This is a genomic window from Burkholderia aenigmatica (assembly GCF_902499175.1).
GTDB classification, from domain to species: domain Bacteria; phylum Pseudomonadota; class Gammaproteobacteria; order Burkholderiales; family Burkholderiaceae; genus Burkholderia; species Burkholderia aenigmatica.
On record NZ_CABVQC010000026.1, the window covers coordinates 80,387 to 105,532 of the forward strand.

Below are 25,146 nucleotides of genomic sequence, written 5' to 3' on the forward strand. Positions count from 1 at the left end.
GGGGGCGTCATGGCAGAAATCAAGAACTACACGCTCAACTTCGGCCCGCAGCACCCGGCAGCGCACGGCGTGCTGCGCCTCGTGCTCGAGCTCGACGGCGAAGTCATCCAGCGTGCCGATCCGCACATCGGCCTGCTGCACCGCGCGACCGAAAAGCTCGCGGAATCCAAAACGTTCATCCAGTCCGTGCCGTACATGGATCGTCTCGACTACGTGTCGATGATGGTCAACGAGCACGGCTACGTGCTCGCGATCGAAAAGCTGCTCGGCATCGAAGTGCCGGAGCGCGCGCAGTACATCCGCGTGCTGTTCGACGAGATCACGCGCGTGCTGAACCACCTGATGTGGATCGGCGCGCACGCACTCGACGTCGGCGCGATGGCCGTGTTCCTGTACGCATTCCGCGAACGCGAAGACCTGATGGACGTGTACGAAGCGGTGTCCGGTGCCCGGATGCACGCGGCGTACTACCGTCCGGGCGGCGTCTATCGCGATCTGCCTGACGCAATGCCGCAATACAAGGCGTCGAAGATCCGTAACGAGAAGGCGCTCGCGAAGATGAACGAAGCGCGCAGCGGCTCGGTGCTCGACTTCATCGACGACTTCTTCACGCGCTTCCCGAAGTGCGTCGACGAATACGAAACGCTGCTCACCGACAACCGGATCTGGAAGCAGCGTCTGGTCGGGATCGGCGTGGTCAGCCCGGAACGTGCGCTGCAGATGGGCCTGACGGGCCCGATGCTGCGCGGCTCGGGCATCGCCTGGGATCTGCGCAAGAAGCAGCCGTACGAAGTGTACGATCGCATGGATTTCGATGTGCCGGTCGGCGTGAACGGCGATTGCTACGACCGCTATCTGGTGCGCGTCGAAGAAATGCGCCAGTCGATCCGTATCGCGAAACAGTGTATTGAGTGGCTCCGCAAGAATCAGGGCCCGGTGATGACGGACAATCACAAGGTTGCCCCGCCGTCGCGCGTCGGCATGAAGACCAACATGGAAGACTTGATTCACCACTTCAAGCTCTTCACCGAAGGTTTCCATGTGCCGGAAGGCGAAGCGTACGCGGCGGTCGAGCATCCGAAGGGTGAGTTCGGCATCTACCTCGTGTCGGATGGTGCCAACAAGCCGTATCGCCTCAAGATTCGCGCGCCGGGTTTCGCGCACCTGGCGTCGCTCGACGAAATGGCACGCGGTCACATGATCGCCGATGCCGTCACGATCATCGGTACGCAGGACATCGTGTTCGGCGAAATCGATCGCTAATGGTTAGCGCCGCCCGCGCGAGCGGGCGGCGAGCAGCAAGTCACACGCGATGCGCGCTGAACCGGCGCGGCTTCGCAAGCTGTCAACAGTGAGCGCCAGGTCTGCCGTCCATGCACCCCAATGTGCGGCAGGTTGTTCGTTCGGTAGGAATTGAAAGAGTCGTGTCTGAAAATGATCTCAGCTGAAGGCCTGAAGGAAATCGATCGAGCGTTGACGAAGTATCCCGCCGATCAGAAACAGTCCGCCGTGATGTCGGCGTTGGCCGTTGCTCAGGAAGAGCACGGCTGGCTGTCGCCCGAACTGATGCAGTTCGTTGCGGACTATCTCGGCATGCCGGCCGTTGCCGTGCAGGAAGTCGCGACGTTCTACACGATGTACGAGCTCAACCCGGTCGGCAAGCACAAGATCACGCTCTGTACGAACCTGCCGTGCCAGCTTGGCCCGCACGGCGGCGCGGAAGCGACTGCCGACTACCTGAAACAGAAGCTGGGCATCGGCTTCGGCGAGACCACGCCCGACGGCAAGTTCACGCTGAAGGAAGGCGAATGCATGGGCTCGTGCGGCGATGCACCGGTGCTGCTGGTGAACAACCACAGAATGTGCAGCTTCATGAGCCGCGAGAAGATCGACCAGCTGCTTGAGGAGCTCTCGAAATGACGTCCCTCCACGACCGTCACATCAAACCGCTGATCCTCGCTGGTCTGAACGGCGAGAACTGGCATCTCGAAGATTACGTCGCGCGTGGCGGCTACAAGCAGCTGCGCCGCATTCTCGAAGAAAAGATTCCGCCCGAGCAGGTGATCGCCGACGTCAAGGCGTCGGGCCTGCGTGGCCGTGGCGGTGCGGGCTTCCCGACCGGCCTGAAGTGGAGCTTCATGCCGCGCCAGTTCCCGGGGCAGAAGTACCTCGTCTGCAACTCGGACGAAGGCGAACCGGGCACGTTCAAGGATCGCGACATCCTGCGCTGGAACCCGCATGCGCTGATCGAAGGCATGGCCATCGGCGCGTACGCGATGGGCATCACCGTCGGCTACAACTACATCCACGGCGAAATCTTCGAAGTGTATCGGCGCTTCGAAGCCGCGCTCGATGAAGCGCGCGCTGCCGGGTTCCTCGGCGACAACATCATGGGCTCGGAATTCTCGTTCCAGCTGCACGCGCACCACGGTTACGGCGCGTACATCTGCGGCGAAGAAACGGCACTGCTCGAGTCGCTCGAAGGCAAGAAGGGCCAGCCGCGCTTCAAGCCGCCGTTCCCGGCGAGCTTCGGCGTGTACGGCAAGCCCACCACGATCAACAACACCGAGACGTTCGCCGCGGTGCCGTTCCTGCTGTCCATCGGGCCGCAGAATTACCTTGAGATCGGCAAGCCGAACAACGGCGGCACGAAGATTTTCTCGGTGTCGGGCGACGTCGAGCGTCCGGGCAACTACGAAGTGCCGCTCGGCACGCCGTTCGCGACGCTGATGGAGCTCGCCGGCGGGATGCGCGGCGGCAAGAAGATCAAGGCCGTGATTCCGGGCGGTTCGTCGGCGCCGGTGATCCCGGGCGACATCATGATGCAGACGGATCTCGACTACGATTCGATCGCGAAGGCGGGCTCGATGCTCGGTTCCGGCGCGGTGATCGTGATGGACGAGACGCGCTGCATGGTGCGCTCGCTGCTGCGCCTGTCGTACTTCTACTACGAGGAATCGTGCGGCCAGTGCACGCCGTGCCGTGAAGGCACCGGCTGGCTGTATCGCGTCGTGAATCGTATCGAGCACGGCGAAGGGCGCCAGGAAGATCTGGACCTGCTGAACTCGGTTGCCGAGAACATCATGGGCCGCACGATCTGTGCACTCGGCGATGCGGCGGCGATGCCGGTACGCGGGATGCTCAAGCACTACTGGGACGAATTCGCGTACCACGTCGAGCACAAGCACTGCATGGTCGGCGGCCACGCGCACGCAGCGGCAGCCTGAAGCGTACCCGGTTGCGGAATTTGAGCGCACGGTCGGGCGAAGGCGCGAACGGGCGGAAATAGGTTAAGGACCATTCACCATCATGGTTGAACTTGAAATAGACGGCAAGAAGGTCGAGGTGCCCGAAGGCAGCATGGTGATCCAGGCTGCGCACAAGGCGGATAAGTACATTCCTCACTTCTGCTATCACAAGAAACTGTCGGTTGCGGCCAACTGCCGGATGTGTCTCGTCGAAGTCGAGAAGATGCCGAAGGCCGTGCCTGCCTGTGCGACCCCCGTGTCGGCCGGCATGATCGTCCATACGCAATCCGACAAGGCCGTGAAGGCGCAGCAGTCGGTGATGGAATTCCTCCTCATCAACCACCCGCTCGACTGCCCGATCTGCGATCAGGGCGGAGAATGCCAGCTGCAGGATCTGGCGGTCGGTTACGGCAAGTCGTCGTCGCGCTACGCGGAAGAGAAGCGCGTGGTGTTCCACAAGAACGTGGGCCCGCTGATCTCGATGGAAGAAATGTCGCGCTGCATCCACTGCACGCGCTGCGTCCGCTTCGGTCAGGAAATCGCCGGCGTGATGGAGTTCGGCATGCTGGGCCGCGGCGAGCACTCGGAAATCACGACGTTCGTCGGCAAGACGGTCGATTCCGAAATGTCGGGCAACATGATCGACCTGTGCCCGGTCGGCGCGCTGACCAGCAAGCCGTTCCGCTACAGCGCCCGGACGTGGGAACTGTCGCGCCGCAAGTCGGTGAGCCCGCACGATTCCGTCGGCGCGAACCTCGTGGTACAGGTGAAGAACAACCGCGTGATGCGCGTGCTGCCGTTCGAGAACGAAGCCATCAACGAATGCTGGATCTCGGACAAGGATCGCTTCTCGTATGAAGGCCTCAACAGCGAAGAGCGCCTGACGAAGCCGATGCTGAAGCAGGGCGGCCAGTGGATCGAAACTGACTGGCAGACCGCACTCGAATACGTCGCGAAGGGCCTGAAGGGCATCGCTGCGGATCACGGCGCGAACGCGCTGGCGATGCTCGCAAGCGCGCACAGCACGGCCGAAGAGCTGTTCCTCGTGAAGCAGCTCGCCAACGAACTGAAGACGCCGAACGTCGACTTCCGTCTGCGCCAGCAGGATTTCTCGGCGCCGGTGCAGGGCGCACCGTGGCTCGGCATGCCGATCGCCGACCTGTCGAACGTGGACGCCGCGTTCGTCGTCGGTTCGTTCCTGCGCCGCGACCACCCGCTGTTCGCCGCCCGCCTGCGTCAGGCCGCGAAGAACGGCGCGAAGCTGCACTTCCTGCACGCAACCGGTGACGACGCGCTGATCCCGACCGCGCAACGCATCGTTGCTGCGCCGTCCGCGTGGCTCGACGAGCTGGCCGGCATCGCCGCGGCCGTCGCGCAACTGCGCGGCGTCGCGCTGCCCGACACGCTCGCGGGCGTCACGGCATCGCCGGCTGCACAGGCTGTCGCCCAGTCGCTCGCGAACGGCGAACGCCGCGCAGTGCTGCTCGGCAACGTCGCGGTCCGCCATCCGGAATTCGCCAAGCTGCACGCTGTCGCCAAGTGGATCGCCGACAACACCGGCGCCACGTTCGGCTTCCTGACGGAAGCGGCGAACACGGTCGGTGCGCACGTCGTCGGCGCACTGCCGGGAGAAGGCGGCCTGAACGCACGCGAAGCGTTCGCGCAGCCGCGCAAGGGCTACGTGCTGCTGAACGTCGAACCGGAATTCGACACTGCCGACCCGGCGCAGGCGCTTGCCGCCCTGAACCAGGCGGAAATGGTCGTCGTGATGTCGCCGTTCAAGCACGGCCTCGACTACGCCGACGTGCTGCTGCCGGTTGCGCCGTTTACGGAAACGGCCGGCACGTACGTGAATGCGGAAGGCACCGTGCAGAGCTTCAACGGCGTCGTGCGCCCGCTCGGCGACACGCGTCCGGGCTGGAAGGTACTGCGCGTGCTCGGTAGCCTGCTCGGCCTGCCGAACTTCGAATACGAGACCTCGGAAGAAGTGCGTCTCGCAGCGCTCGGCGACGCCGGCGTCGCGGGCCGCCTGTCGAACCAGACGTCGGTCGCACCGGTGCGCGTCGCGGCGAATGCCGCGAACGGCGGGTTCGAGCGCCTGGCCGATGTGCCGATCTATCACGCCGACGCACTCGTGCGCCGCGCAGGTGCGCTGCATCTGACGGCCGCTGCGAAGGCGGCGAATGCCGCAGCCCTGCCGGCCGCGCTGTTCGACAAGCTGGGCTTGAAGGAAGGCGACGCGGTGCGCGTGCGCCAGGGCGAGCGTGCGGTGCAGTTGCCGGCCGTGCGCGACGCGAATCTTGCGGAGACCGTCGTTCGCGTGTCGGCGGCGACGCCTGCCGGCGCAGCGCTCGGTAGCCTGTCCGGTGAACTGGTGGTGGAGAAGGCGTAAATGAGCTTGTTCGATACGATCAACGCGGGCGGGTCCCAGCTTCTCGGCTTCGCGTGGCCGACGGTGTGGGCAGTCGTGCGCATCCTCGTCGTCTCCGTCGTCATCCTGCTGTGCGTCGCGTACCTGATTCTGTGGGAACGCAAGCTGATCGGCTGGATGCACGTGCGTCTCGGCCCGAACCGCGTCGGCCCCGGCGGCCTGCTGCAGCCGATCGCCGACGTGCTGAAGCTGCTGCTGAAGGAAGTCATTCAGCCGAGCGCCGCCAGCCGCTGGCTGTACCTGATCGCGCCGGTGATGACCGTCGTGCCGGCGTTCGCCGTGTGGGCGGTGATCCCGTTCCAGGCCAAGGCCGTGCTCGCGGACATCAACGCGGGTCTGCTGTACGCGATGGCGATCTCGTCGATCGGCGTGTACGCGGTGATTCTCGCCGGCTGGGCGTCGAACTCGAAGTACGCATTTCTCGGTGCGATGCGCGCCGCAGCGCAGATGGTCTCGTACGAAATCTCGATGGGCTTCGCGCTGGTGCTCGTGCTGATGACGGCCGGCAGCCTGAACATGTCGGAAATCGTCGGCTCGCAGCAACACGGCTTCTTCGCTGGCCACGGCGTGAACTTCCTGTCGTGGAACTGGCTGCCGCTGCTGCCGGCGTTCGTCGTGTACTTCATCTCGGGCATCGCCGAAACGAACCGCCACCCGTTCGACGTGGTGGAAGGGGAGTCGGAAATCGTCGCGGGTCACATGATCGATTACTCGGGTATGGCGTTCGCGCTGTTCTTCCTCGCCGAGTACATCAACATGATCGTGATCTCGGCGCTGACTGCGACGCTGTTCCTCGGCGGCTGGGATGCACCGTTCGAATTCCTGTCGTTCATTCCGGGCATCTTCTGGCTGGTGCTGAAGATATTCGCGCTGCTGTCGGTGTTCATCTGGGTTCGCGCGACGTTCCCGCGTTTCCGTTACGACCAGATCATGCGCTTGGGCTGGAAGGTGTTCCTGCCCGTCACGGTGGTCTGGGTGGTCGTGGTCGGCTTCTGGATGATGTCGCCGCTCAACATCTGGGTGAAGTAATCGGACGAAATCATGAGCGCAATCCAACACTTCTTTAAGACCTTCTTCCTGACCGAGCTGCTGCAGGGGCTCGCGCTGACCGGCCGTTACACGTTCAAGCGCAAGGTCACCGTGCAGTTCCCGGAAGAAAAGACGCCGATTTCGCCGCGTTTCCGCGGGCTGCATGCACTGCGCCGCTACGAAAACGGCGAAGAGCGCTGCATCGCGTGCAAGCTGTGCGAGGCCGTGTGCCCCGCGATGGCGATCACGATCGAATCGGAAACGCGCGCGGACAACACGCGCCGCACGACGCGCTACGACATCGACCTGACGAAGTGCATCTTCTGCGGTTTCTGCGAAGAGAGCTGCCCGGTCGATTCGATCGTCGAGACGCAGATTCTCGAGTACCACGGCGAAAAGCGCGGCGACCTGTATTTCACGAAGGAAATGCTGCTCGCAGTGGGCGATCGCTACGAGAAGGACATCGCAGCGGCGAAGGCTGCCGACGCGCCGTATCGTTGATTGTGTTTGCAGTGCCGGCCCGAAGCACGGGCCGAGCCGCCGCGACGGGTGCGGCTCGCAAGAGCGTCCCGCAAGCCGCGCCTGACTATGGCCTAACGATGAACCGGTAATCATGGAATTCACGACCGTACTGTTCTACATCTTCGCGCTGCTCCTGGTGGTATCAGGGCTGAAGGTGATCACTTCGCGCAACCCGGTGGCGTCTGCGCTTTTCCTTGTGCTGGCGTTCTTCAACGCCGCCGCGATCTGGATGCTGCTGGAAGCGGAGTTCCTCGCGATCCTGCTGGTGCTGGTCTACGTGGGCGCCGTGATGGTGCTGTTCCTGTTCGTCGTGATGATGCTGGACATCAACATCGACTACCTGCGTCGCGACTTCAAACGCTTCGTCCCGATGGCGACCGTGGTCGGCGCGATCATCGTGATCGAAACCGCGCTGATCCTGTGGCGCGGCTACGGCGACACGCAGACGGTGCACGCGATGGCGACGGGCGAGATGGCCAACTGGTCGAACACGCGACTGATCGGCAAGGTGATCTACACCGACTACATCTTCGCGTTTGAAATCGCCGGCCTCGTGCTGCTGGTCGCGATCATTGCCGCAATCGGGCTGACCGAGCGCAAGGGCAAGGACAGCAAGCGCCAGCGCGTGTCGGATCAGGTCAAGGTGCGCCGCAACGACCGCGTGCGCCTCGTGAAGATGGAAGCGGAAAAGCCGCAGCCGGAAACGGCGCAGAGCGAAGCCGGTTCGAGCACCAACGGCTAAGCGGAGGAAAAGAAAACCATGCTGACTCTGGCTCACTACCTCGTACTCGGCGCGATCCTCTTTGCGATCGCGATCGTCGGGATCTTCCTGAACCGCCGCAACGTCATCATCATCCTGATGTCGATTGAACTGATGCTGCTGGCGGTGAACACCAACTTCGTCGCGTTTTCGCATTACCTCGGCGATGTGCACGGCCAGATCTTCGTGTTCTTCGTGCTGACGGTCGCCGCAGCGGAAGCCGCGATCGGCCTCGCGATTCTGGTGACCCTGTTCCGTAAGCTCGACACGATCAATGTCGAGGATCTCGATCAGCTCAAAGGTTAATTTCAGGCAACGCTGTTATGTCAACGACACTCAATGAAAACCTGCTGCTGGCGATTCCGCTCGCTCCGCTGGCCGGCTCGCTGATTGCGGGGCTGTTCGGGAACGCAGTCGGGCGCAAGGGCGCACACCGGATCACGATCCTCGGCGTAATGATCGCGTTCCTCCTGTCGGCGAAAGTCTTCTTCGACGTGATGGGCGGCGCAAGCTTCAACGCGACCGTCTACGAATGGATGAACGTCGGTTCGCTGAAGCTCGAAGTCGGCTTCCTCGTCGATTCGCTGACCGCGATGATGATGGTCGTCGTGACCTTCGTCTCGCTGATGGTGCACGTGTACACGATCGGCTACATGGCGGAAGAAGACGGCTACCAGCGCTTCTTCTCGTACATCTCGCTGTTCACGTTCTCGATGCTGATGCTCGTGATGAGCAACAACTTCCTGCAGCTGTTCTTCGGCTGGGAAGCGGTGGGTCTGGTGTCGTACCTGCTGATCGGCTTCTACTTCACGCGTGAGAGCGCGATCTACGCGAACATGAAGGCGTTCCTCGTGAACCGCGTGGGCGACTTCGGCTTCCTGCTCGGCATCGGCCTGCTGCTCGCATTCGCGGGTTCGATGAATTACGGCGAAGTATTTGCGAAGCGCGCGGAACTCGCGAGCCTGCACTTCCCGGGCACCGACTGGGGCCTGCTGACCGTGGCCTGTATCTGCCTGTTCATCGGCGCGATGGGTAAGTCGGCACAGTTCCCGCTGCACGTGTGGCTGCCGGACTCGATGGAAGGCCCGACCCCGATCTCCGCGCTGATTCACGCGGCGACGATGGTGACCGCCGGCATCTTCATGGTGTCGCGCATGTCGCCGCTGTTCGAACTGTCGGATACCGCGCTGTCGTTCATCACGGTGATCGGCGCGATCACGGCGCTCTTCATGGGCTTCCTCGGTATCGTCCAGAACGACATCAAGCGTGTGGTCGCGTACTCGACGCTGTCGCAGCTCGGCTACATGACCGTCGCGCTCGGCGTGTCCGCTTACCCGGTCGCCGTGTTCCACCTGATGACGCACGCGTTCTTCAAGGCGCTGCTGTTCCTCGGCGCCGGCTCGGTCATCATGGGCATGCACCACGACCAGGACATGCGCAACATGGGCGGCCTGCGCAAGTACATGCCGATCACGTGGATTACGTCGCTCGTCGGTTCGCTCGCGCTGATCGGCACGCCGTTCTTCTCGGGCTTCTACTCGAAGGACTCGATCATCGACGCAGTGAAGCTGTCGCACCTGCCGGGTTCGGGCTTCGCATACTTCGCGGTCGTCGCGAGCGTGTTCGTCACGGCGCTGTACTCGTTCCGCATGTACTTCCTGGTGTTCCACGGCGAAGAGCGCTTCCGCAAGCCGAAGCATCCGGAATCGCCGATGGGCATGGCGGCTGCACACGGCCACGACGATCACGGCCATGGCCACGGTCATGACGACCACGCGCACGAGCCGCACGAGACCCCGTGGGTCGTGTGGGTGCCGCTGGTCCTGCTGGCGATCCCGTCGGTCATCATCGGTGCGTTCGCGATCAGCCCGATGCTGTTCGGTGACTTCTTCCAGCACGGCGTTGCATTCGACAAGGTGATCTTCATCGGCGAAAACCATCCGGCACTGGCCGAGATGGCCGAAGAGTTCCACGGCTGGGTGGGCATGGGCCTGCACTCGGTGTCGGGCCTGCCGGTCTGGCTCGCACTCGCCGGTGTCGTTGTCGCGTGGTTCCTGTACCTGAAGCGTCCGGAACTGCCGGCGTCGATCCGCCGCGCGTTCGGCCCGATCTACACGCTGCTGGACAACAAGTACTACATGGACAAGATCAACGAAGTGGTGTTCGCCCGCGGTTCGGTGGCGATCGGCCGCGGCCTGTGGAAGGAGGGTGACGTCGTGGTGATCGACGGCCTCGTCAACGGCAGCGCCCGGTTCATTGGCTGGTTCGCCAGCGTGATCCGCTTCCTCCAATCCGGTTACATCTATCACTACGCGTTCGCCATGATCATCGGCATGCTGGGGCTCCTGACCCTGTTTGTAACGCTCGGCGGCAAATAAGGCGGGGGACAACTTAATGCACGCTTTTCCGATTCTCAGTACCGCGATCTGGCTGCCGATCGTTTTCGGCCTCCTCGTGCTTGCGGTGGGTAACGATAAAAATCCGGGGACGGCCCGCTGGATTGCGCTGATCGGTTCGCTGCTCGGCCTGGCGGTCACGATCCCGTTGATCACGGGCTTCGATTCGAGCACGGCTGCGCTGCAGTTCGTCGAGAATTCGACCTGGATCGAACGCTTCGACATCGCGTATCACCTCGGCGTTGACGGCATCTCGATGTGGTTCGTCGTGCTGACTGCGCTGATCACGGTGATCGTCGTGATCGCCGCATGGGAAGTGATCACCGAGAACGTCGCGCAGTACCTCGCGGCGTTCCTGATCCTGTCCGGGATCATGATCGGCGTCTTCTCGGCGGCCGACGGCCTGTTGTTCTACGTGTTCTTCGAAGCGACCCTGATCCCGATGTACATCATCATCGGCGTGTGGGGCGGCCCGAACCGCGTGTATGCAGCATTCAAGTTCTTCCTGTACACGCTGGCCGGCTCGCTGCTGATGCTGGTCGCACTGATCTATCTGTACACGGAAACGCATTCGTTCGACCTCGCGACGTGGCAGAACGCGAAGATCGCGATGACGCCGCAGATACTGTTGTTCATTGCCTTCTTCCTCGCATTCGCAGTGAAGGTGCCGATGTGGCCGGTCCACACCTGGCTGCCGGACGCGCACGTGGAAGCGCCGACGGGCGGCTCGGTCGTGCTGGCTGCGATCATGCTGAAGCTCGGCGCATACGGTTTCCTGCGCTTCTCGCTGCCGATCACGCCTGACGCGAGCCACTTCCTGGCACCCGTCGTGATCACGCTGTCGCTGATCGCGGTGATCTACATCGGCCTCGTCGCGATGGTGCAGTCCGACATGAAGAAGCTGGTCGCGTATTCGTCGATCGCGCACATGGGCTTCGTCACGCTCGGCTTCTTCATCTTCAATCAGCTCGGCGTCGAAGGCGCGATCATCCAGATGATCTCGCACGGCTTCGTGTCGGGCGCGATGTTCCTCTGCATCGGCGTGCTGTACGACCGCGTGCACTCGCGCCAGATCGCCGATTACGGTGGTGTCGTCAACGTGATGCCGAAGTTCGCGGCCTTCGCGATGCTGTTCTCGATGGCCAACTGCGGCCTGCCGGGCACGTCGGGTTTCGTCGGCGAGTTCATGGTGATTCTCGCTGCCGTCCAGTACAACTTCTGGATCGCATTCGGTGCGGCATTCACGCTGATCCTCGGTGCTGCTTACACGCTGTGGATGTACAAGCGCGTGTACTTCGGCGCGGTTGCGAACGATCACGTTGCCAAGCTGAAGGACATCGGCCGTCGCGAATTCGTGATGCTGGCCGTGCTCGCCGCGTTCACGATGCTGATGGGCCTGTATCCGAAGCCTTTCACCGACGTGATGCACGTTTCCGTGGAAAACCTCCTCTCCCATGTCGCGCAGTCGAAGCTGCCGCTGGCCCAGTAATCGCGAGCGGAGGAACTCAAGATCATGAACGCTCCTATGAATGTCCTGTTGCCTGACGCGCTGGTGATGGCCGCCATCGTCGTCGCATGGCTGAACGACACCTTTACCGGTGCTTCCGGCCGCCGTCTGACTTATCTGATCGCGGTCGTATCGTCGGTCGTTGCCGGCGTGTGGTTCGCGGTGCAGGCACTCGACCCGCAGCAGTACTACTTCTTCTCGAAGATGATCGTCGTCGACTCGTTCGCGAGCATGATGAAGGCGGTCGTGTCGTTCGGTTTCGCGGTCTCGCTCGTCTATTCGCGCAAGTACCTCGAAGATCGCGACATGTTCCGCGGCGACGTGTTCCTGCTCGGCATGTTCTCGCTGCTTGGTCAGCTGGTCATGGTGTCGGGCAACAACTTCCTGACGCTGTACCTCGGTCTCGAACTGATGTCGCTGTCGCTGTACGCAGTCATCGCGCTGCGCCGTGACGCCGCGCAGTCGAGCGAAGCCGCGATGAAGTACTACGTGCTGGGCGCGCTCGCGTCGGGCTTCGTGCTGTACGGCATCTCGATGCTCTACGGCGCGACCGGCTCGCTCGAGCTGGGCGAGGTGTACAAGGCGGTCGGCGGCAACACCGACGCAGCCGTGCTGATGTTCGGCGTGGTCTTCATCGTCGCCGGTATCGCGTTCAAGCTCGGCGCCGTGCCGTTCCACATGTGGGTGCCGGACGTCTATCAAGGCGCACCGACCGCGATGACGCTGTTCGTCGGCGGCGGCCCGAAGGTTGCCGCATTCGCGTGGGGTCTGCGTTTCCTGGTGATGGGCCTGCTGCCGCTCGCACAGAACTGGCAGACCGCGCTCGTGATCCTCGCTGCGCTGTCGCTGATCGTCGGTAACATCACCGGTATCGTCCAGCGCAACATCAAGCGGATGCTCGCGTACTCGGCGATCTCGAACATGGGCTTCGTGCTGCTCGGCCTGCTCGCGGGCATCGTGAAGGGCGACGCGGCGGCACCGGCGAACGCATACAGCTCGGCGATGTTCTACGCGATCGTTTACCTGATCACGACGCTCGGCTCGTTCGGCGTGGTGATGCTGCTCGCGCGCCGCGATTTCGAAGCCGAAACGATCGACGACTTCAAGGGCCTCAACAAGCGCAGCCCGGTGTTCGCGTTCGTGATGATGGTCATGATGTTCTCGCTGGCAGGCATCCCGCCGACCGTCGGCTTCTACGCGAAGCTCGCCGTGCTCGAGGCGACCGTCAACGCGGGCCTTACGTGGCTGGCCGTGCTGGCCGTGATCACGTCGCTGTTCGGCGCGTTCTACTACCTGCGCATCGTGAAGCTGATGTACTTCGATGCACCGCAGGATGTGACGCCGATCGCGGGCGATTTCTGCAAGCGCACGATCCTCGTGCTGAACGGCCTCGCGGTCGTCGTGCTCGGCCTGATCCCGAGCCCGCTGCTGACGGCTTGCCTGCAGGCAATTCGTCACACGCTGCCGCTGTAATGTCGGCAGCCGGCTGGTTTATCGTGCTGTTGGCGCTCGTCTGCGCCAACCTGCCGTTCCTGAACCAACGCCTCTTCGCCGTCGTGCCGTTCGGTGCGACGAAGAAGAGCGGGTGGGTACGGATCGGCGAGCTGATCGTGCTGTACTTCATCGTTGGCGCGCTCGGCTTCTGGCTCGAGTCGCGCGCCGGCAACCGCTTCGAACAGGGGTGGCAGTTCTACGCGATCACGTTCAGTTTGTTCGTCGTGTTCGCGTTTCCCGGCTTCACGTTCCAATATCTCGTCAAACGACGCTGACAAGGGCCTGTCCGCGCTAATAACAAGCTTGCGAACGCGCCTTACCGGCCGTAATGCAAGGAGTGAGGAGCGCCGTTTGGCCGCGCCAAACGCCCCGAAGGAAGTCCCCTTGGGGGACAAGCGACGATCGACGTCGCAGTACGGCCGGTAAGGCGCGCTCCCCTGATCGGAAAAATGCTGTAGTGGGGCTGGCCGCCAGAAGGGCCGATCGCGGCGTCATGCTCCTCGCGAATACGTCGAGTATTCGCTTCGTCGCATTCCTTGCGCTCAGCCCTTCTGGCAGCCAGCGCAAGCTTGTTATTAGCGCGGACAGGCCCTTGGCCGTCGCGCTCATTCCCGGAGCCGCCGATGGCCGAACTACCCAATCACGACGCCGCACTGACCGAAACCTGCCTCGAAAGCGAGGCGATCTTCGAAGGCGCGTTCCTCAAGCTCAAGCGCGATACCGTCCGTCTGCCGGACGGCAAGCAGGCCACGCGCGAATACGTCCAGCATCCGGGCGCGGTGATGGTGATCCCGCTGTTCGACGACGGCCGCGTGCTGATGGAAAGCCAGTATCGCTACCCGATCGGCAAGGTGATGGCCGAATTCCCGGCTGGCAAGCTGGATCCGAACGAAGGCGCGCTCGCATGCGCGGTGCGCGAACTGCGCGAGGAAACGGGTTACACCGCACGCGAGTATGTATTCCTGGCCCGGATTCACCCGATCATTTCCTATTCGACCGAATTCATCGACCTGTACCTGGCGCGCGGGCTGACGGCCGGCGAGCGCAAGCTCGATGAAGGCGAATTCCTCGAAACCTTCACCGCGACGCAAGCCGATCTGCAGGAATGGGTGCGCACGGGCCAGATCTCCGACGTGAAGACGATCATCGGTACGATGTGGCTCGACAAGGTGCTGTCCGGCACGTGGCCGCTCGGGCCGGTCCTGACGCCCTGAGTGCGGCGTCAGCGGCGGGTGGGGCGCCGCGTTACAATCCGATGACGCGACGCCTCCGCGTCGCGCGTCCGATTTTTAGCACGACCGTTCACAAAACCGCTTTTTGCGCTACACTCGTCACACGCCCTGATTCAGCATGAAGGTCCTCGATTTACAGTGCCCGCACGGTCATCGGTTCGAAGGCTGGTTCGCTTCCGCCGATGAATTCGAAGCGCAGTTGTCCCGCAAGCTGGTCGAATGCCCGGTGTGCGGAACGACCGAGGTCAACCGTCTGCCGTCGGCGCCGCGCCTGAACCTGTCGGGCGCGACGCAGGCGCAGCCGGCCGATCCGCGTGCACTGCAGGCGCAGGTGATGCGTGCGCTGCGCGAGGTGCTGGAGAAAACCGAGAATGTGGGCGAGCGCTTCGCTGAGGAAGCGCGGCGCATCCATTACAACGAGGCGCCGGCACGCAGCATTCGTGGCGTCACGACGCCCGAAGATGCGCAATCCTTGGCCGAAGAAGGCATCGACGTGATGCCGCTGCCAATTCCTGCCGCGCTGAAAGAACCGCTGCAATAACGTATGCAGTGAGTCTTCGTCGGGCCGGATGGCTGCGGACAGGAGACACTGCGCATGGATCTGGATTATTCCCCCTCGGACGACGCGTTCCGCGTCGACGTTCGCGCCTGGCTTGAGGCCAACTTGCCTCACGCACTGCGCGCCAAAGTACTCGATCACAAACGACTCGACCGCGAGGATTTCGCGAGCTGGCACCGGATTCTCGGCCAGCGCGGCTGGTCCGCGCCCGCGTGGCCGGTCGAATATGGCGGCCCGGGCTGGAACGCGACGCAGCGGCATATCTGGGATGAGGAGTGCGCACGGATCGGCGCGCCGACCGTGCTGCCGTTCGGCGTATCGATGGTCGCGCCGGTGTTGATGAAATACGGCAGCGAAGCGCAGAAGCGTCATTATCTGCCGCGCATTCTCGATGGCTCGGACTGGTGGTGCCAGGGCTACTCGGAGCCGGGTTCGGGATCCGATCTCGCATCGCTGCGCACGCGTGCCGAGCGCCATGGCGACCACTACATCGTCAATGGCCAGAAGACCTGGACGACGCTCGGTCAGTACGCCGACATGATGTTCTGCCTCGTGCGCACCGATCCGGCTGCGAAGAAACAGGAGGGGATCTCGTTCCTTCTGATCGACATGAAGACACCCGGCATCACGGTGCGCCCGATCGTCATGCTCGACGAGGACCACGAGGTCAACGAGGTGTTCTTCGAGGACGTGAAGGTGCCGGTCGAGAATCTCGTCGGCGACGAGAATCGCGGCTGGACCTACGCGAAATACCTGCTTGGCCATGAGCGCACCGGCATCGCGCGCGTCGGCGCGTCGAAGCGCGAGCTCGCGTTCCTGAAGCGCGTGGCGTCGAACCAGCGCAAGAACGGCAAGCCGTTGCTCGCCGATCCCGTGTTCGCCGCGAAGGTCGCGGCGCTCGAGGTCGAGCTGATGGCGCTTGAAGTGACGGTGCTGCGCGTCGTCAGCCGCGAGACGAGCGGCAAGGGGCCGGGCCCCGAGGCGTCGATGCTGAAGATCAAGGGCACGGAAGTGCAGCAGGCGCTCACCGAGCTGATGGTCGATGCGATCGGCCCGCTCGCCGCACCGTTCGACGTACCGTTCCTCGACGGCCAGCGCGAGCACAGCATCGCGGGCGACGACGATGCGGCACCGCTTGCCGCGTACTACTTCAATTACCGGAAGACGTCGATCTACGGCGGTTCGAACGAGATCCAGAAGAACATCATCGCGCAGATGATTCTGGGGCTGTGATCAGGGAACGGAGACAACCATGGATTTCAGCTTTACCGATGAACAGCAGCAGTTTACCGACGCGCTGCGCCGTTATCTCGGCGAGCAGTACGGTTTCGAAGCACGCCAGGCGATCGTGCGCAGCGACGCGGGCGTGTCGGACACGCAATGGAGCGCGTTCGCCGAGCTGGGGCTGACCGCGCTGCCCGTGCCGGACGCACAGGGTGGCTTCGGCGGCGGCCCGGTCGACATGCTGGTCGTGATGCAGGAGCTCGGCCGCGCGCTCGTGATCGAGCCGTACTGGGCAACGGCGGTGGGCGTCGAGGCCTTGCGCATCGCCGGCTCCGGCGCCGGTGAGGACGCCGCGCTGCTGGAGGCAGTCGCGCAGGGTCAGAAGCGCGTGGCAGTCGCGTTCCACGAACCGCATGCGCGCTACGACCTGTTCGAACTCGATACCCATGCGCACGAGCAGGGCGGCACGTACCGGCTGACCGGCACGAAGTCGGTCGTTCAGCATGGCGCACAGGCGGATGCGTGGATCGTGCCCGCGCGCGTCGACGGCGGCAGCATTGGCCTCTTCGTGGTCGAACGGGATGCCGCGAATGCGAAGGTGCTCGACTACCGGACGATCGACGGCCAGCGTGCCGCGACGATCGAGCTCAATGAAACGCCGGCGCGACTGCTGACGGGCGGTGCGCGCGATGCGGCGGCCCTCGAGCAGGTTGCCGATTACGCGACGTTCCTGCTGTGTGCGGAAGCGGTCGGTACGCTCGACGAACTGAATCGCGCGACGGTCGAATACACGAAGACGCGCGAGCAGTTCGGCGTGCCGATCGCGCGTTTCCAGGCGCTGCAGCACCGGATGGTCGACATGCTGATCCATGCCGAGCAGGCGCGTTCGCTGACCTACCTGGCAGCCGTGCGCTACGCGAGTGGCGATGCCGATGCGCGGCGCAAGGCCGTGTCGGCCGCGAAAGCGCGCGTCGGCGCCGCCGCTCGCTTCGTCGGCCAGCAGGCCGTTCAACTGCATGGCGGCATGGGCGTGACCAACGAGGTCGCCGCTGCACACCTGTTCAAGCGGCTGACGATCATCGAGACGACGCTCGGCGATACCGATCATCATCTTGCCCGCATCGCGGCGCTGCCCGATTTCGCGCAGGCCGACGCAGCGTGACGGCGACGCGCGAGCGCACCAGACAAGGAGACACCTAGTGGGCATCAGTTACGAAGACCTGGTGGTGGGCAGCACCACTGAAGTGGGCCGTTACACGTTCGAACCGGACGACATCAAGACGTTCGCGCAACGCTACGATCCGCAGCCGTTCCACCTCGACGAAGAAGCCGGGAAAGCATCTCATTTCGGCGGGCTCGTCGCGAGCGGCTGGCATACGTGTTCGGTGTTCATGAGCCTGCTCATCAAGAAGCTCGGGTCGGACTCGACGAGCATGGGCTCGCCCGGCATCGACTCGATTCGTTGGCTCAAGCCGGTGCGCGCCGGCGACACGATCACGATGTATCAGAAGGTCCACGACAAGCGCGTGTCGGAGAGCAAGCCCGACCGCGGCATCGTGTCGACGGAGTGGGTCGGCGTGAACGGCGCCGGCGAAACGGTGATCACCGTGCATACCAAGGTGATCTTCGGGCTGCGCCATCCGGGAGGCAAGCAAGCATGACCGACGTGACCTTGCCGCTGATCGCATCGGCACAGGCGCTGCAGGCGCGTGTCGGCGCAGAGCCGCTCGCGAGCGGCTGGCTCGCGATCGACCAGCGTCGTGTCGATGGCTTTGCCGATGCGACCGGCGATCATCAATGGATTCACGTCGATCCCGAACGCGCGCGGCGCGAGTCGCCGTTCGGCGGCCCGATCGCGCACGGGTTCCTGACGCTGTCGCTGATTCCGGCGTTGATGGCCGACGCGATGCGTTTCGAGCAGAAGATGGGCGTGAACTACGGACTGAACCGCGTGCGGTTCCTGAAGCCGGTGCCGGTCGGCGCACGTGTGCGCGCGCTGTTTGCGGTAAAAGAAACCGCCGAGGCCGCAAAAGGCGGTGTGCAGGTGACGTGGTCGGTGACGATGCAGGTCGAGCGTCCCGACGCGCCACTGCCGGTTTGTGCGGCGGAATTCATCACGCTGCATTACTTCTGAAGCGGGGAGCGGCATCCACGGATGCCGCTCCGCTCGTCACATGCGTGTCAGTGCTTCGCGTATTGCGTCGCACCGAACAGCACCTCGCGTGCCTTGTCGTCCTGCAGCGCCTTGCGCATCGATGCGAGCACTTCGACACCGCACTGCACGGCCGGTCGCGCGGCGATCGCTTCGTGCCAGCGCTTCACGTTCGGCAATTCGTCGAGCACGATACCCTGGTTCTGCCACGAGCGCGTCCACGGGAACGTCGCAATGTCCGCGATCGTGTATTCGTCGCCCGCGAGATACTCGGATTCGCCGAGCCGCTTGTCCATCACGTTGTACAGCCGCTTCGCTTCGTTCGTGTAGCGGTTGACCGCATACTCGATCTTCTCCGGCGCATACAGGCGGAAGTGGTGCGCCTGCCCGAGCATCGGGCCGACACCGCCCATCTGGAACATCAGCCATTCGAGCGTCGCATAGCGCGCGGCCGGATCGGTCGGCAGGAACTTGCCGGTCTTCTCCGCGAGGTAGATCAGGATCGCGCCCGATTCAAACAGTGAGATCGGCTGGCCGCCGGGGCCGTCCGGATCGACGATCGCGGGGATCTTGTTGTTCGGGCTGATCTTCAGGAAGTCCGGCTTGAACTGGTCGCCCGCGCCGATATCGACCGGATGGACACGATAGGCGAGGCCCGTTTCCTCGAGCATGATGTGCACCTTGTGGCCGTTCGGGGTCGCCCAGCTATAGACGTCGATCATCGTGAACTCCTTTGTTGCATGCGCGTAAAACGGCGCCGGCAGCGCCGCGACAGGCGGTCATTAGAGCATGGATCGATGCGGGCTGCTGGCGACGGAACCGTGCGTGCCAGTGCGTATGCGCAGTCGTGCGCGCGCGTCGAGTCGCATGGTGTCGGGGGCAATCGCGTGTCGTGCCGAGTCGTCGAGATTGGGGGCGTCGCCGTGCAGCATCGGGTCGATGCGGTGGCGACGCGTCCATTCGAAAGCGGGCGCGACGGCTCAGCGTTTGTAGCGGGGCTGGCGTTTCTCGAGAAATGCGGTGATGCCTTCGAGCCCGTCCGCATGATGCAGCGATGCGACGAAATGATCGCGCTCGGTGCCGAGATGCGCGTCGAGCGGCTGCATCGTTGCGTCGTCGAGCAGCGACTTGATGCGCGTGAGTGCGTTCGGCGAGATGCCGGCGAGCGCATCGGCCCATGCGAGCGCGTCGGACAGTGCCGCGCCGGGCACGGCGAGCCGGTTGACGACGCCGAGCGTGTGCAGACGTTCGGCTGCGACAGGCTTGCCTTCGAACAGGATCTCGGCCGCGATCGCACGCGGCAGTGCGCGCGCGATGAACCACGAACCGCCCCCGTCGGGCGTCAGGCCGACACGCGCGTACGACATCACGAACTTCGCATCGTGCGCGGCGACGACCAGGTCGCACGCGAGCGCGAGCGAGAAGCCCGCGCCGGCCGCGGCGCCTTCGACCGCCGCGATCACCGGCTTCGTCGAAGCGTGGATCGCCGTTACCCATGCGGCGAGCTGATCGATGCTGTCGGCCTGGTAGGACGGATCCTTTGAACGGTTGTCGAGCAGCCGGTTCAGGTTGCCGCCGGCGCAGAAGAAGCGATCGGCGCCGGTGAGCACGACTGCGCGAATCCCTGGATCGCGTTCGGCGGTGGCGAGCGCTTCGATGCCGGCCGCGTACATGTCGGGATGCAGCGCGTTGCGTGCGCCGGGATTGGATAGCGTGAGGACGAGCGTCGATTCGCTCTCGGGCGGACGCGAGGCCAGCAGTTCAGCACTCATGCGGCGTGTCTCCATCGGATGGCGGGGCTATGGCGGCGGGCGCATGGCACGCGCGGATGCGGCCGATGCCGTAGCAGATGTATTGTTGTCGTGACGGACGCAAAACTTGCTTTAGACTAGCACGAACGTGCTTTTCAGCGCGACGAATCCCGATGCGGCCGGCACCGTTGCGGCCGCGTTCCAGCAACGAAGGAGACTCCGATGCTACAGCTGTGCGGTATTCCGTTGTCCAACTATTACAACAAGGTGAAGTTCGTCCTGCTCGAACACGACATTCCGTTCGAGGAGTCGGTGTGCGGTTTGCCGATCAGCGATCCGGCCCAGCTCGCCGATTCGCCGCTCGGCAAGATTCCGTTCCTGAAAACGGAGGAAGGCGCGCTGTTCGAGTCGCAGGTGATAGTCGAGTACCTGGCGGCACGCTATCCCGAGAAGGGGATTTTCCCGGCGACCCCGTTCGCGGCGGCGAAGGTGCGCGAACTGGTCGAAACGCTCGAACTGTATCTCGAATGGATGGCGCGCGAGGTCTATACGGAAGCGTTTTTCGGCGGCAAGGTCAGCGACGGGATGAAGGCGCATGTCGAGAAGCGCCTGCCACGCGCGATCGATGCGTTCAAGCAGATGACGCAGTTTTCGCCGTATGTGCTCGGCGAGTCGTTCAGCCTGGCGGACATCGCCGCATCGATCCATCTGCCGGTCATCGGAATGGCGACGAAGGCCGTGTTCGGACGTGACTTCCTGCTCGATGCGGGCATCGACTGGAAGGCTCACGCGAAGCAGGTCGGCGAGCGGCCTGCTGCACAGCGCGTGGCGGCCGATCGGAAGGCCTATATCGAAGCGACGAGCGGCGCACGTTCGTAAAGCGCGGGGCCGGCGGGGCGGCGCGACGCCGCCCGTGCGGGACTTACAGGCGGGCGAGCCGCTCGAGCGCGGACGCGAGCGTGCTTTCCTGCTTCGCGAAGCAGAATCGGACGACGCCCGATTCGTGCGGCTCGTGATAGAACGCCGACACCGGAATGGCGGCCACGCCGATCTCCGACGTGAGCCACTTCGAGAATTCCGCTTCCGGCAGGTCGCTGATCGCCGAATAGTCGACGCACTGGAAGTACGTGCCGGTGCAGGGCAGCAGCTTGAAGCGCGTGCGCTCGAGGCCGGCCCGGAAGAAGTCACGCTTCTTCTGATAGAAGTCGGCAAGCGTCAGGTACGGCGCCGGATCGCGCAGGTAATCGGCGAGCCCGATCTGCATCGGCGTGTTCACCGTGAACACGTTGAACTGGTGGACCTTGCGGAATTCCGCTGTCAGCGCTGCAGGCGCTGCAACATAACCGACCTTCCAGCCCGTCACGTGATAAGTCTTGCCGAAGCTCGACACGATGAAGCTGCGCGCGGCGAGTTCCGGATAGCGCGCGACGCTCTCGTGGCGCGCGCCGTCATAGACCATGTGTTCGTAAACCTCGTCGGACAGGATCAGCACGTTGGTGCCGCGCACGATCTCTTCGAGCTTGCGCATGTCCGCCTCGCGCCACACGGTACCCGTCGGGTTATGCGGCGTGTTGATCAGGATCATGCGCGTTTTCGGCGTGACGGCGGCCGCCAGACGGTCGAACGGAATCGCGTAGTCGGGCGCTTCCAGCGTGACGAACACGGGCTTGCCGCCCGCGAGTTCGATCGACGGCAGGTAGCTGTCGTAGGTCGGTTCGACGACGATCACTTCATCACCCGGATGCACCGTACACATGATCGCGGTCAGCAGCGCCTGCGTCGCGCCGGCCGTCACGGTGATTTCGGTCGCCGGATCGTAGCGCCGGCCATAGACCTGCGCGATCTTGTCCGCGATCGCATCGCGCAGCGGCGCGACCCCGGCCATCGGCGGATACTGGTTGTGCCCGTTGCGCATCGCGGCGGCAACCGCATCGACGATGCGCGGATCGCAGTCGAAATCCGGAAAGCCCTGGCCGAGGTTCACCGCGCCTTTTTCGGCGGCAAGCGCGCTCATGACCGTGAAGATCGTCGTGCCGACGTTCGGCAGGCGCGAGGGGAAAACGGGAGTCGTTGGCATGTCTGAAGGAGCGTTCATCGATACGGTCGAAAGCGGGTGGAGGTGCGTGCGTCAGGCCGGCGTGGCGTCGAGCGCGCAGGCCTCGGCAAAGGGTGCAGGCTGCGCGATCCGGAAGCCGAAGTCGCGCGCGGTGCGCTTCGCGAGCTTCAGCAGCGCGCGGTCTTTCGACACGAGCCACTCGGCCTGGGCGGCGCGGGCGAGTTCAAGAAACTTCTGGTCGTCGCGGTCCTTGCACTTCGGTAATGGCGGCGCGTCGGCGTCGATGGACGGCGGCTCGACGAGGCTCGCCAGGCGGGCGACGGTCGCGAGCGCGGCCGCCTTGTCGACTGCGCGCGACTGGAACTGCGGATAGTCGAGCACATACTCGAGTTCGGTCAGGCAGCGGCCGTCGATCACGGCGGCAAGCGTGCCGCGTTCGAGCGCGGCCCGGATCGGGCGCGTAGCGGGGTCGTCGAATACGAGGATGTCGATCCAGACGTTCGAGTCGAGCACGACGCGATGTGCGGCATGCGGGGCGAGAGAGCGGGTCATTCGTTACAATCGGTGGTTTTCGTCTGACCGCAAGGCACGGCGTGCCAGCGAGCCTATATGATAATCGTTCTCTCTCCAGCCAAATCCCTCGACTACGATACGCCCGCGCACGTCCAGTCTTACACGAAGCCTGCATTCGTCGACGACGCGTCGGAGCTGATCGACGGCCTGCGCAAGCTTTCGCCGCAGGACATCGCGACGCTGATGGATATCTCCGATCCGCTCGCACGCCTGAATTTCCAGCGCTACGCGGACTGGTCGCCGACCTTTACGCCGGCCAACGCGAAGCAGGCCGTGCTCGCGTTCAACGGCGATGTATATGAAGGATTCGACGCCAAATCGCTGTCGTCCGCCGATCTCGACTATGCGCAGCAGCACGTGCGCGTGCTGTCGGGCCTGTACGGGCTGTTGCGTCCGCTCGATCTGCTGCAGCCGTACCGTCTCGAGATGGGTACGCGCTTCGCGAACGCGCGCGGCAAGGATCTGTATGCGTTCTGGGGCGATCGCATCACGCGGGCGCTGAACGAACAGCTCGAAACGCGCAGCGGCGCGGCGCGCGTGCTGGTCAACTGCGCGTCGACCGAATACTTCAAGTCGGTCAAGCCGAAACTGCTGGCCGCACCCGTCATCACGCCGGTGTTCGAGGACTGGAAGGGCGGCCGCTACAAGATCATCAGCTTCCATGCGAAGCGGGCGCGCGGCCTGATGGCGCGTTTTATCGTCGAGAACCGTATTACCGACCCGAAGGCGCTGAAGGATTTCGCGACGGAAGGCTATGCGTTCGATGCGGCTGCGTCGAACGATTCGACTTACGTATATCGCCGGCGCGTCGGCGAGTGACCCTGTCGGCCGTTCACGAGACGGCCGGCGCATGCATGAGGCCGGGCAGGCGTTACACCGCTTGTTCCGGTCGCCCCAGGAGAGACAGATGGCCCTTTCGATCACCAGCAATTTCGACGCAGGCGCAATCGACGTCGTGTCGTGCGACAGTCCCGATGCGATTCGGCTGCGCGTGCGTGGCGACAACCAGTCGGAATTCGCGCAATGGTTTTACTACCGCTTGACGGGCGCACGCGGCGAGCGCTGCGTGATGACGTTCGAGAATGCTGCCGAATGCGCATATCCGTCGGGCTGGCGCAATTACAGTGCGGTGGCGAGCTATGACCGGGTCGACTGGTTCCGCGTGCCGACGACGTTCGACGGCAAGACGATGACCATCGACCATACGCCTGAATTCGACAGCATCTACTACGCGTATTTCGAACCGTACTCGGAAGAGCGTCACGCGGCATTTCTCGGCGCGGTTCAACAACTGCCGCAGGCGAGCGTCGTCGAACTCGGCCGCACGGTCGAAGGCCGTCCGATGTCGCTGCTGACGCTCGGTACGCCGGAAACCGACGGCACGCCGAAGAAGAAGGTGTGGATCATCGCGCGCCAGCATCCCGGCGAGTCGATGGCCGAGTGGTTCGTCGAAGGCCTCGTCAAGCGGCTGGCCGGTTGGGGCGACTGGGCCGGTGATCCGGTCGCGCGCAAGCTGTACGATCGCGTGACGTTCCACATCGTCCCGAACATGAACCCGGACGGCAGCGTGCATGGCAACCTGCGCACCAATGCGGCAGGCGCGAACCTGAACCGCGAGTGGATGGCGCCCGATGCCGAGCGCAGCCCCGAGGTGCTGGCGGTGCGCGATGCGATCCATGCGATCGGCTGCGACATGTTCTTCGACATTCACGGCGACGAGGATCTGCCGTATGTGTTCGTTGCCGGGTCGGAGATGTTGCCGAGCTTCACCGAGCAGCAGGGCAAGGAGCAGACCGCATTCATCGACGCGTTCAAGGTCGCGAGCCCCGACTTCCAGACTGAACACGGCTATGCGGCGAGCAAATACAAGGAGGACGCGCTCAAGCTCGCGTCGAAGTACATCGGCCACCAGTTCGGCTGCCTGTCGCTGACGCTCGAGATGCCGTTCAAGGACAACGCGAACCTGCCCGACGAGCGAGTCGGCTGGAACGGCGAGCGCAGTGCGGCGCTTGGCGCAGCGATGCTGGCGGCGATCCTGGTGCACGTCGACACGTTCGCGTAAGCGTAGCGTCGCGTCGCCTGTCAAGTCCTGAAATAGGTTGACAGTATCCAGACGCTAGAACGCCCGATGCACTGCATCGGGCGTTTTGTATTTCAGGGCGGCATGTGGCCGCTCGTGGTTGTAGATGCGCACCGACTGTTCGACCATCTT

Annotated in this window: 26 protein-coding genes; 21 read left to right on the forward strand and 5 right to left on the reverse strand. The window is 63.6% G+C overall.

Annotated elements, in window-relative coordinates:
• Positions 1-9: 9 nt before the first annotated feature.
• The 18 genes from BDO18943_RS19925 (at position 10) to BDO18943_RS20010 (ending at position 18,536) form a co-directional block, all read left to right on the forward strand.
• A complete protein-coding gene (locus BDO18943_RS19925; protein WP_043188847.1) occupies positions 10-1,263 on the forward strand; it encodes an NADH-quinone oxidoreductase subunit D in 1,254 nt (417 codons plus the stop codon).
• 171 nt (positions 1,264-1,434) lie between these two features.
• Positions 1,435-1,920 carry an NADH-quinone oxidoreductase subunit NuoE gene (nuoE, locus tag BDO18943_RS19930; protein ID WP_006756903.1) on the forward strand — a complete coding sequence of 162 codons (486 nt, stop codon included), beginning with the start codon at positions 1,435-1,437 and terminating at the stop codon, positions 1,918-1,920.
• Positions 1,917-3,227 carry an NADH-quinone oxidoreductase subunit NuoF gene (gene nuoF, locus BDO18943_RS19935; protein ID WP_006478267.1) on the forward strand — a complete coding sequence of 437 codons (1,311 nt, stop codon included), beginning with the start codon at positions 1,917-1,919 and terminating at the stop codon, positions 3,225-3,227. The genes nuoE and nuoF overlap by 4 nt, the downstream gene beginning before the upstream one ends.
• Positions 3,228-3,309: 82 nt before the next feature.
• Complete coding sequence (gene nuoG / locus BDO18943_RS19940; protein WP_043188839.1) at positions 3,310-5,640, forward strand: NADH-quinone oxidoreductase subunit NuoG; 2,331 nt, start codon at positions 3,310-3,312, stop codon at positions 5,638-5,640.
• Positions 5,641-6,708, forward strand: a complete 1,068-nt coding sequence (nuoH, locus tag BDO18943_RS19945) for an NADH-quinone oxidoreductase subunit NuoH (RefSeq protein WP_043188836.1) — start codon at positions 5,641-5,643, stop codon at positions 6,706-6,708.
• A gap of 12 nt (positions 6,709-6,720) precedes the next feature.
• Positions 6,721-7,209: an NADH-quinone oxidoreductase subunit NuoI gene (gene nuoI / locus BDO18943_RS19950; RefSeq protein ID WP_011352695.1), complete on the forward strand. Its 489-nt coding sequence runs from the start codon at positions 6,721-6,723 to the stop codon at positions 7,207-7,209.
• A gap of 112 nt (positions 7,210-7,321) precedes the next feature.
• Positions 7,322-7,972 (forward strand): NADH-quinone oxidoreductase subunit J, encoded by a 651-nt coding sequence (locus tag BDO18943_RS19955; RefSeq protein ID WP_096471386.1) that lies wholly within the window; start codon positions 7,322-7,324, stop codon positions 7,970-7,972.
• Positions 7,973-7,990: 18 nt separating this feature from the next.
• Positions 7,991-8,296, forward strand: coding sequence for an NADH-quinone oxidoreductase subunit NuoK (gene nuoK, locus BDO18943_RS19960; protein ID WP_006478272.1), 306 nt, complete (start codon positions 7,991-7,993; stop codon positions 8,294-8,296).
• 17 nt (positions 8,297-8,313) lie between these two features.
• Positions 8,314-10,368: an NADH-quinone oxidoreductase subunit L gene (gene nuoL, locus BDO18943_RS19965; RefSeq protein ID WP_043188827.1), complete on the forward strand. Its 2,055-nt coding sequence runs from the start codon at positions 8,314-8,316 to the stop codon at positions 10,366-10,368.
• A 16-nt stretch (positions 10,369-10,384) separates the two neighbouring features.
• Positions 10,385-11,875 carry an NADH-quinone oxidoreductase subunit M gene (locus BDO18943_RS19970; RefSeq protein WP_043188824.1) on the forward strand — a complete coding sequence of 497 codons (1,491 nt, stop codon included), beginning with the start codon at positions 10,385-10,387 and terminating at the stop codon, positions 11,873-11,875.
• A gap of 36 nt (positions 11,876-11,911) precedes the next feature.
• The gene (nuoN, locus tag BDO18943_RS19975; RefSeq protein WP_175023721.1) at positions 11,912-13,366 is read left to right on the forward strand and encodes an NADH-quinone oxidoreductase subunit NuoN; all 1,455 of its coding nucleotides are present in this window, start codon (positions 11,912-11,914) and stop codon (positions 13,364-13,366) included.
• A complete protein-coding gene (locus BDO18943_RS19980) occupies positions 13,366-13,662 on the forward strand; it encodes a DUF2818 family protein (protein WP_043188818.1) in 297 nt (98 codons plus the stop codon). The genes nuoN and BDO18943_RS19980 overlap by 1 nt, the downstream gene beginning before the upstream one ends.
• 348 nt (positions 13,663-14,010) lie before the next feature.
• Positions 14,011-14,601 (forward strand): NUDIX domain-containing protein, encoded by a 591-nt coding sequence (locus BDO18943_RS19985; protein WP_089450952.1) that lies wholly within the window; start codon positions 14,011-14,013, stop codon positions 14,599-14,601.
• A 136-nt stretch (positions 14,602-14,737) separates the two neighbouring features.
• Positions 14,738-15,160: a DUF1178 family protein gene (locus tag BDO18943_RS19990; RefSeq protein ID WP_043188814.1), complete on the forward strand. Its 423-nt coding sequence runs from the start codon at positions 14,738-14,740 to the stop codon at positions 15,158-15,160.
• Positions 15,161-15,214: 54 nt separating this feature from the next.
• Positions 15,215-16,411, forward strand: a complete 1,197-nt coding sequence (locus BDO18943_RS19995) for an acyl-CoA dehydrogenase family protein (RefSeq protein WP_043188810.1) — start codon at positions 15,215-15,217, stop codon at positions 16,409-16,411.
• A gap of 19 nt (positions 16,412-16,430) precedes the next feature.
• Entirely contained in the window at positions 16,431-17,564 is a 1,134-nt protein-coding gene (locus tag BDO18943_RS20000; protein ID WP_175023710.1) for an acyl-CoA dehydrogenase family protein, read from the forward strand.
• Positions 17,565-17,601: 37 nt separating this feature from the next.
• Positions 17,602-18,063, forward strand: coding sequence for a MaoC family dehydratase (locus tag BDO18943_RS20005; protein WP_043188805.1), 462 nt, complete (start codon positions 17,602-17,604; stop codon positions 18,061-18,063).
• Positions 18,060-18,536, forward strand: coding sequence for a MaoC family dehydratase (locus BDO18943_RS20010; RefSeq protein ID WP_175023711.1), 477 nt, complete (start codon positions 18,060-18,062; stop codon positions 18,534-18,536). The genes BDO18943_RS20005 and BDO18943_RS20010 overlap by 4 nt, the downstream gene beginning before the upstream one ends.
• A gap of 47 nt (positions 18,537-18,583) precedes the next feature.
• Here BDO18943_RS20010 and BDO18943_RS20015 read toward each other — a convergent pair whose 3' ends face one another.
• On the reverse strand, positions 18,584-19,276 hold the full coding sequence (locus BDO18943_RS20015; protein WP_175023712.1) for a glutathione binding-like protein: 693 nt from the start codon (positions 19,274-19,276) through the stop codon (positions 18,584-18,586).
• Between the two features lie 258 nt (positions 19,277-19,534).
• Positions 19,535-20,326: an oxepin-CoA hydrolase, alternative type gene (locus BDO18943_RS20020; RefSeq protein WP_175023713.1), complete on the reverse strand. Its 792-nt coding sequence runs from the start codon at positions 20,324-20,326 to the stop codon at positions 19,535-19,537.
• Positions 20,327-20,527: 201 nt separating this feature from the next.
• Here BDO18943_RS20020 and BDO18943_RS20025 point away from each other — a divergent pair, with 201 nt between their 5' ends.
• Entirely contained in the window at positions 20,528-21,184 is a 657-nt protein-coding gene (locus tag BDO18943_RS20025; RefSeq protein ID WP_175023714.1) for a glutathione S-transferase family protein, read from the forward strand.
• A 43-nt stretch (positions 21,185-21,227) separates the two neighbouring features.
• Here the strand turns inward: BDO18943_RS20025 and BDO18943_RS20030 are convergent, their stop codons facing one another.
• Complete coding sequence (locus tag BDO18943_RS20030; RefSeq protein WP_175023715.1) at positions 21,228-22,400, reverse strand: pyridoxal phosphate-dependent aminotransferase; 1,173 nt, start codon at positions 22,398-22,400, stop codon at positions 21,228-21,230.
• A gap of 33 nt (positions 22,401-22,433) precedes the next feature.
• On the reverse strand, positions 22,434-22,913 hold the full coding sequence (locus BDO18943_RS20035) for a putative toxin-antitoxin system toxin component, PIN family (RefSeq protein ID WP_175023716.1): 480 nt from the start codon (positions 22,911-22,913) through the stop codon (positions 22,434-22,436).
• Between the two features lie 57 nt (positions 22,914-22,970).
• On the opposite strand from BDO18943_RS20035, the gene yaaA reads away from it, so the two are divergent.
• The gene (yaaA, locus tag BDO18943_RS20040; RefSeq protein ID WP_043188790.1) at positions 22,971-23,753 is read left to right on the forward strand and encodes a peroxide stress protein YaaA; all 783 of its coding nucleotides are present in this window, start codon (positions 22,971-22,973) and stop codon (positions 23,751-23,753) included.
• 88 nt (positions 23,754-23,841) lie between these two features.
• A complete protein-coding gene (locus tag BDO18943_RS20045) occupies positions 23,842-24,996 on the forward strand; it encodes a M14 family metallopeptidase (protein WP_043188787.1) in 1,155 nt (384 codons plus the stop codon).
• Positions 24,997-25,050: 54 nt separating this feature from the next.
• Here the strand turns inward: BDO18943_RS20045 and BDO18943_RS20050 are convergent.
• Positions 25,051-25,146 (reverse strand): integrase core domain-containing protein (locus BDO18943_RS20050; protein WP_175023717.1); only part of this gene is annotated, 96 nt, incomplete at its 5' end.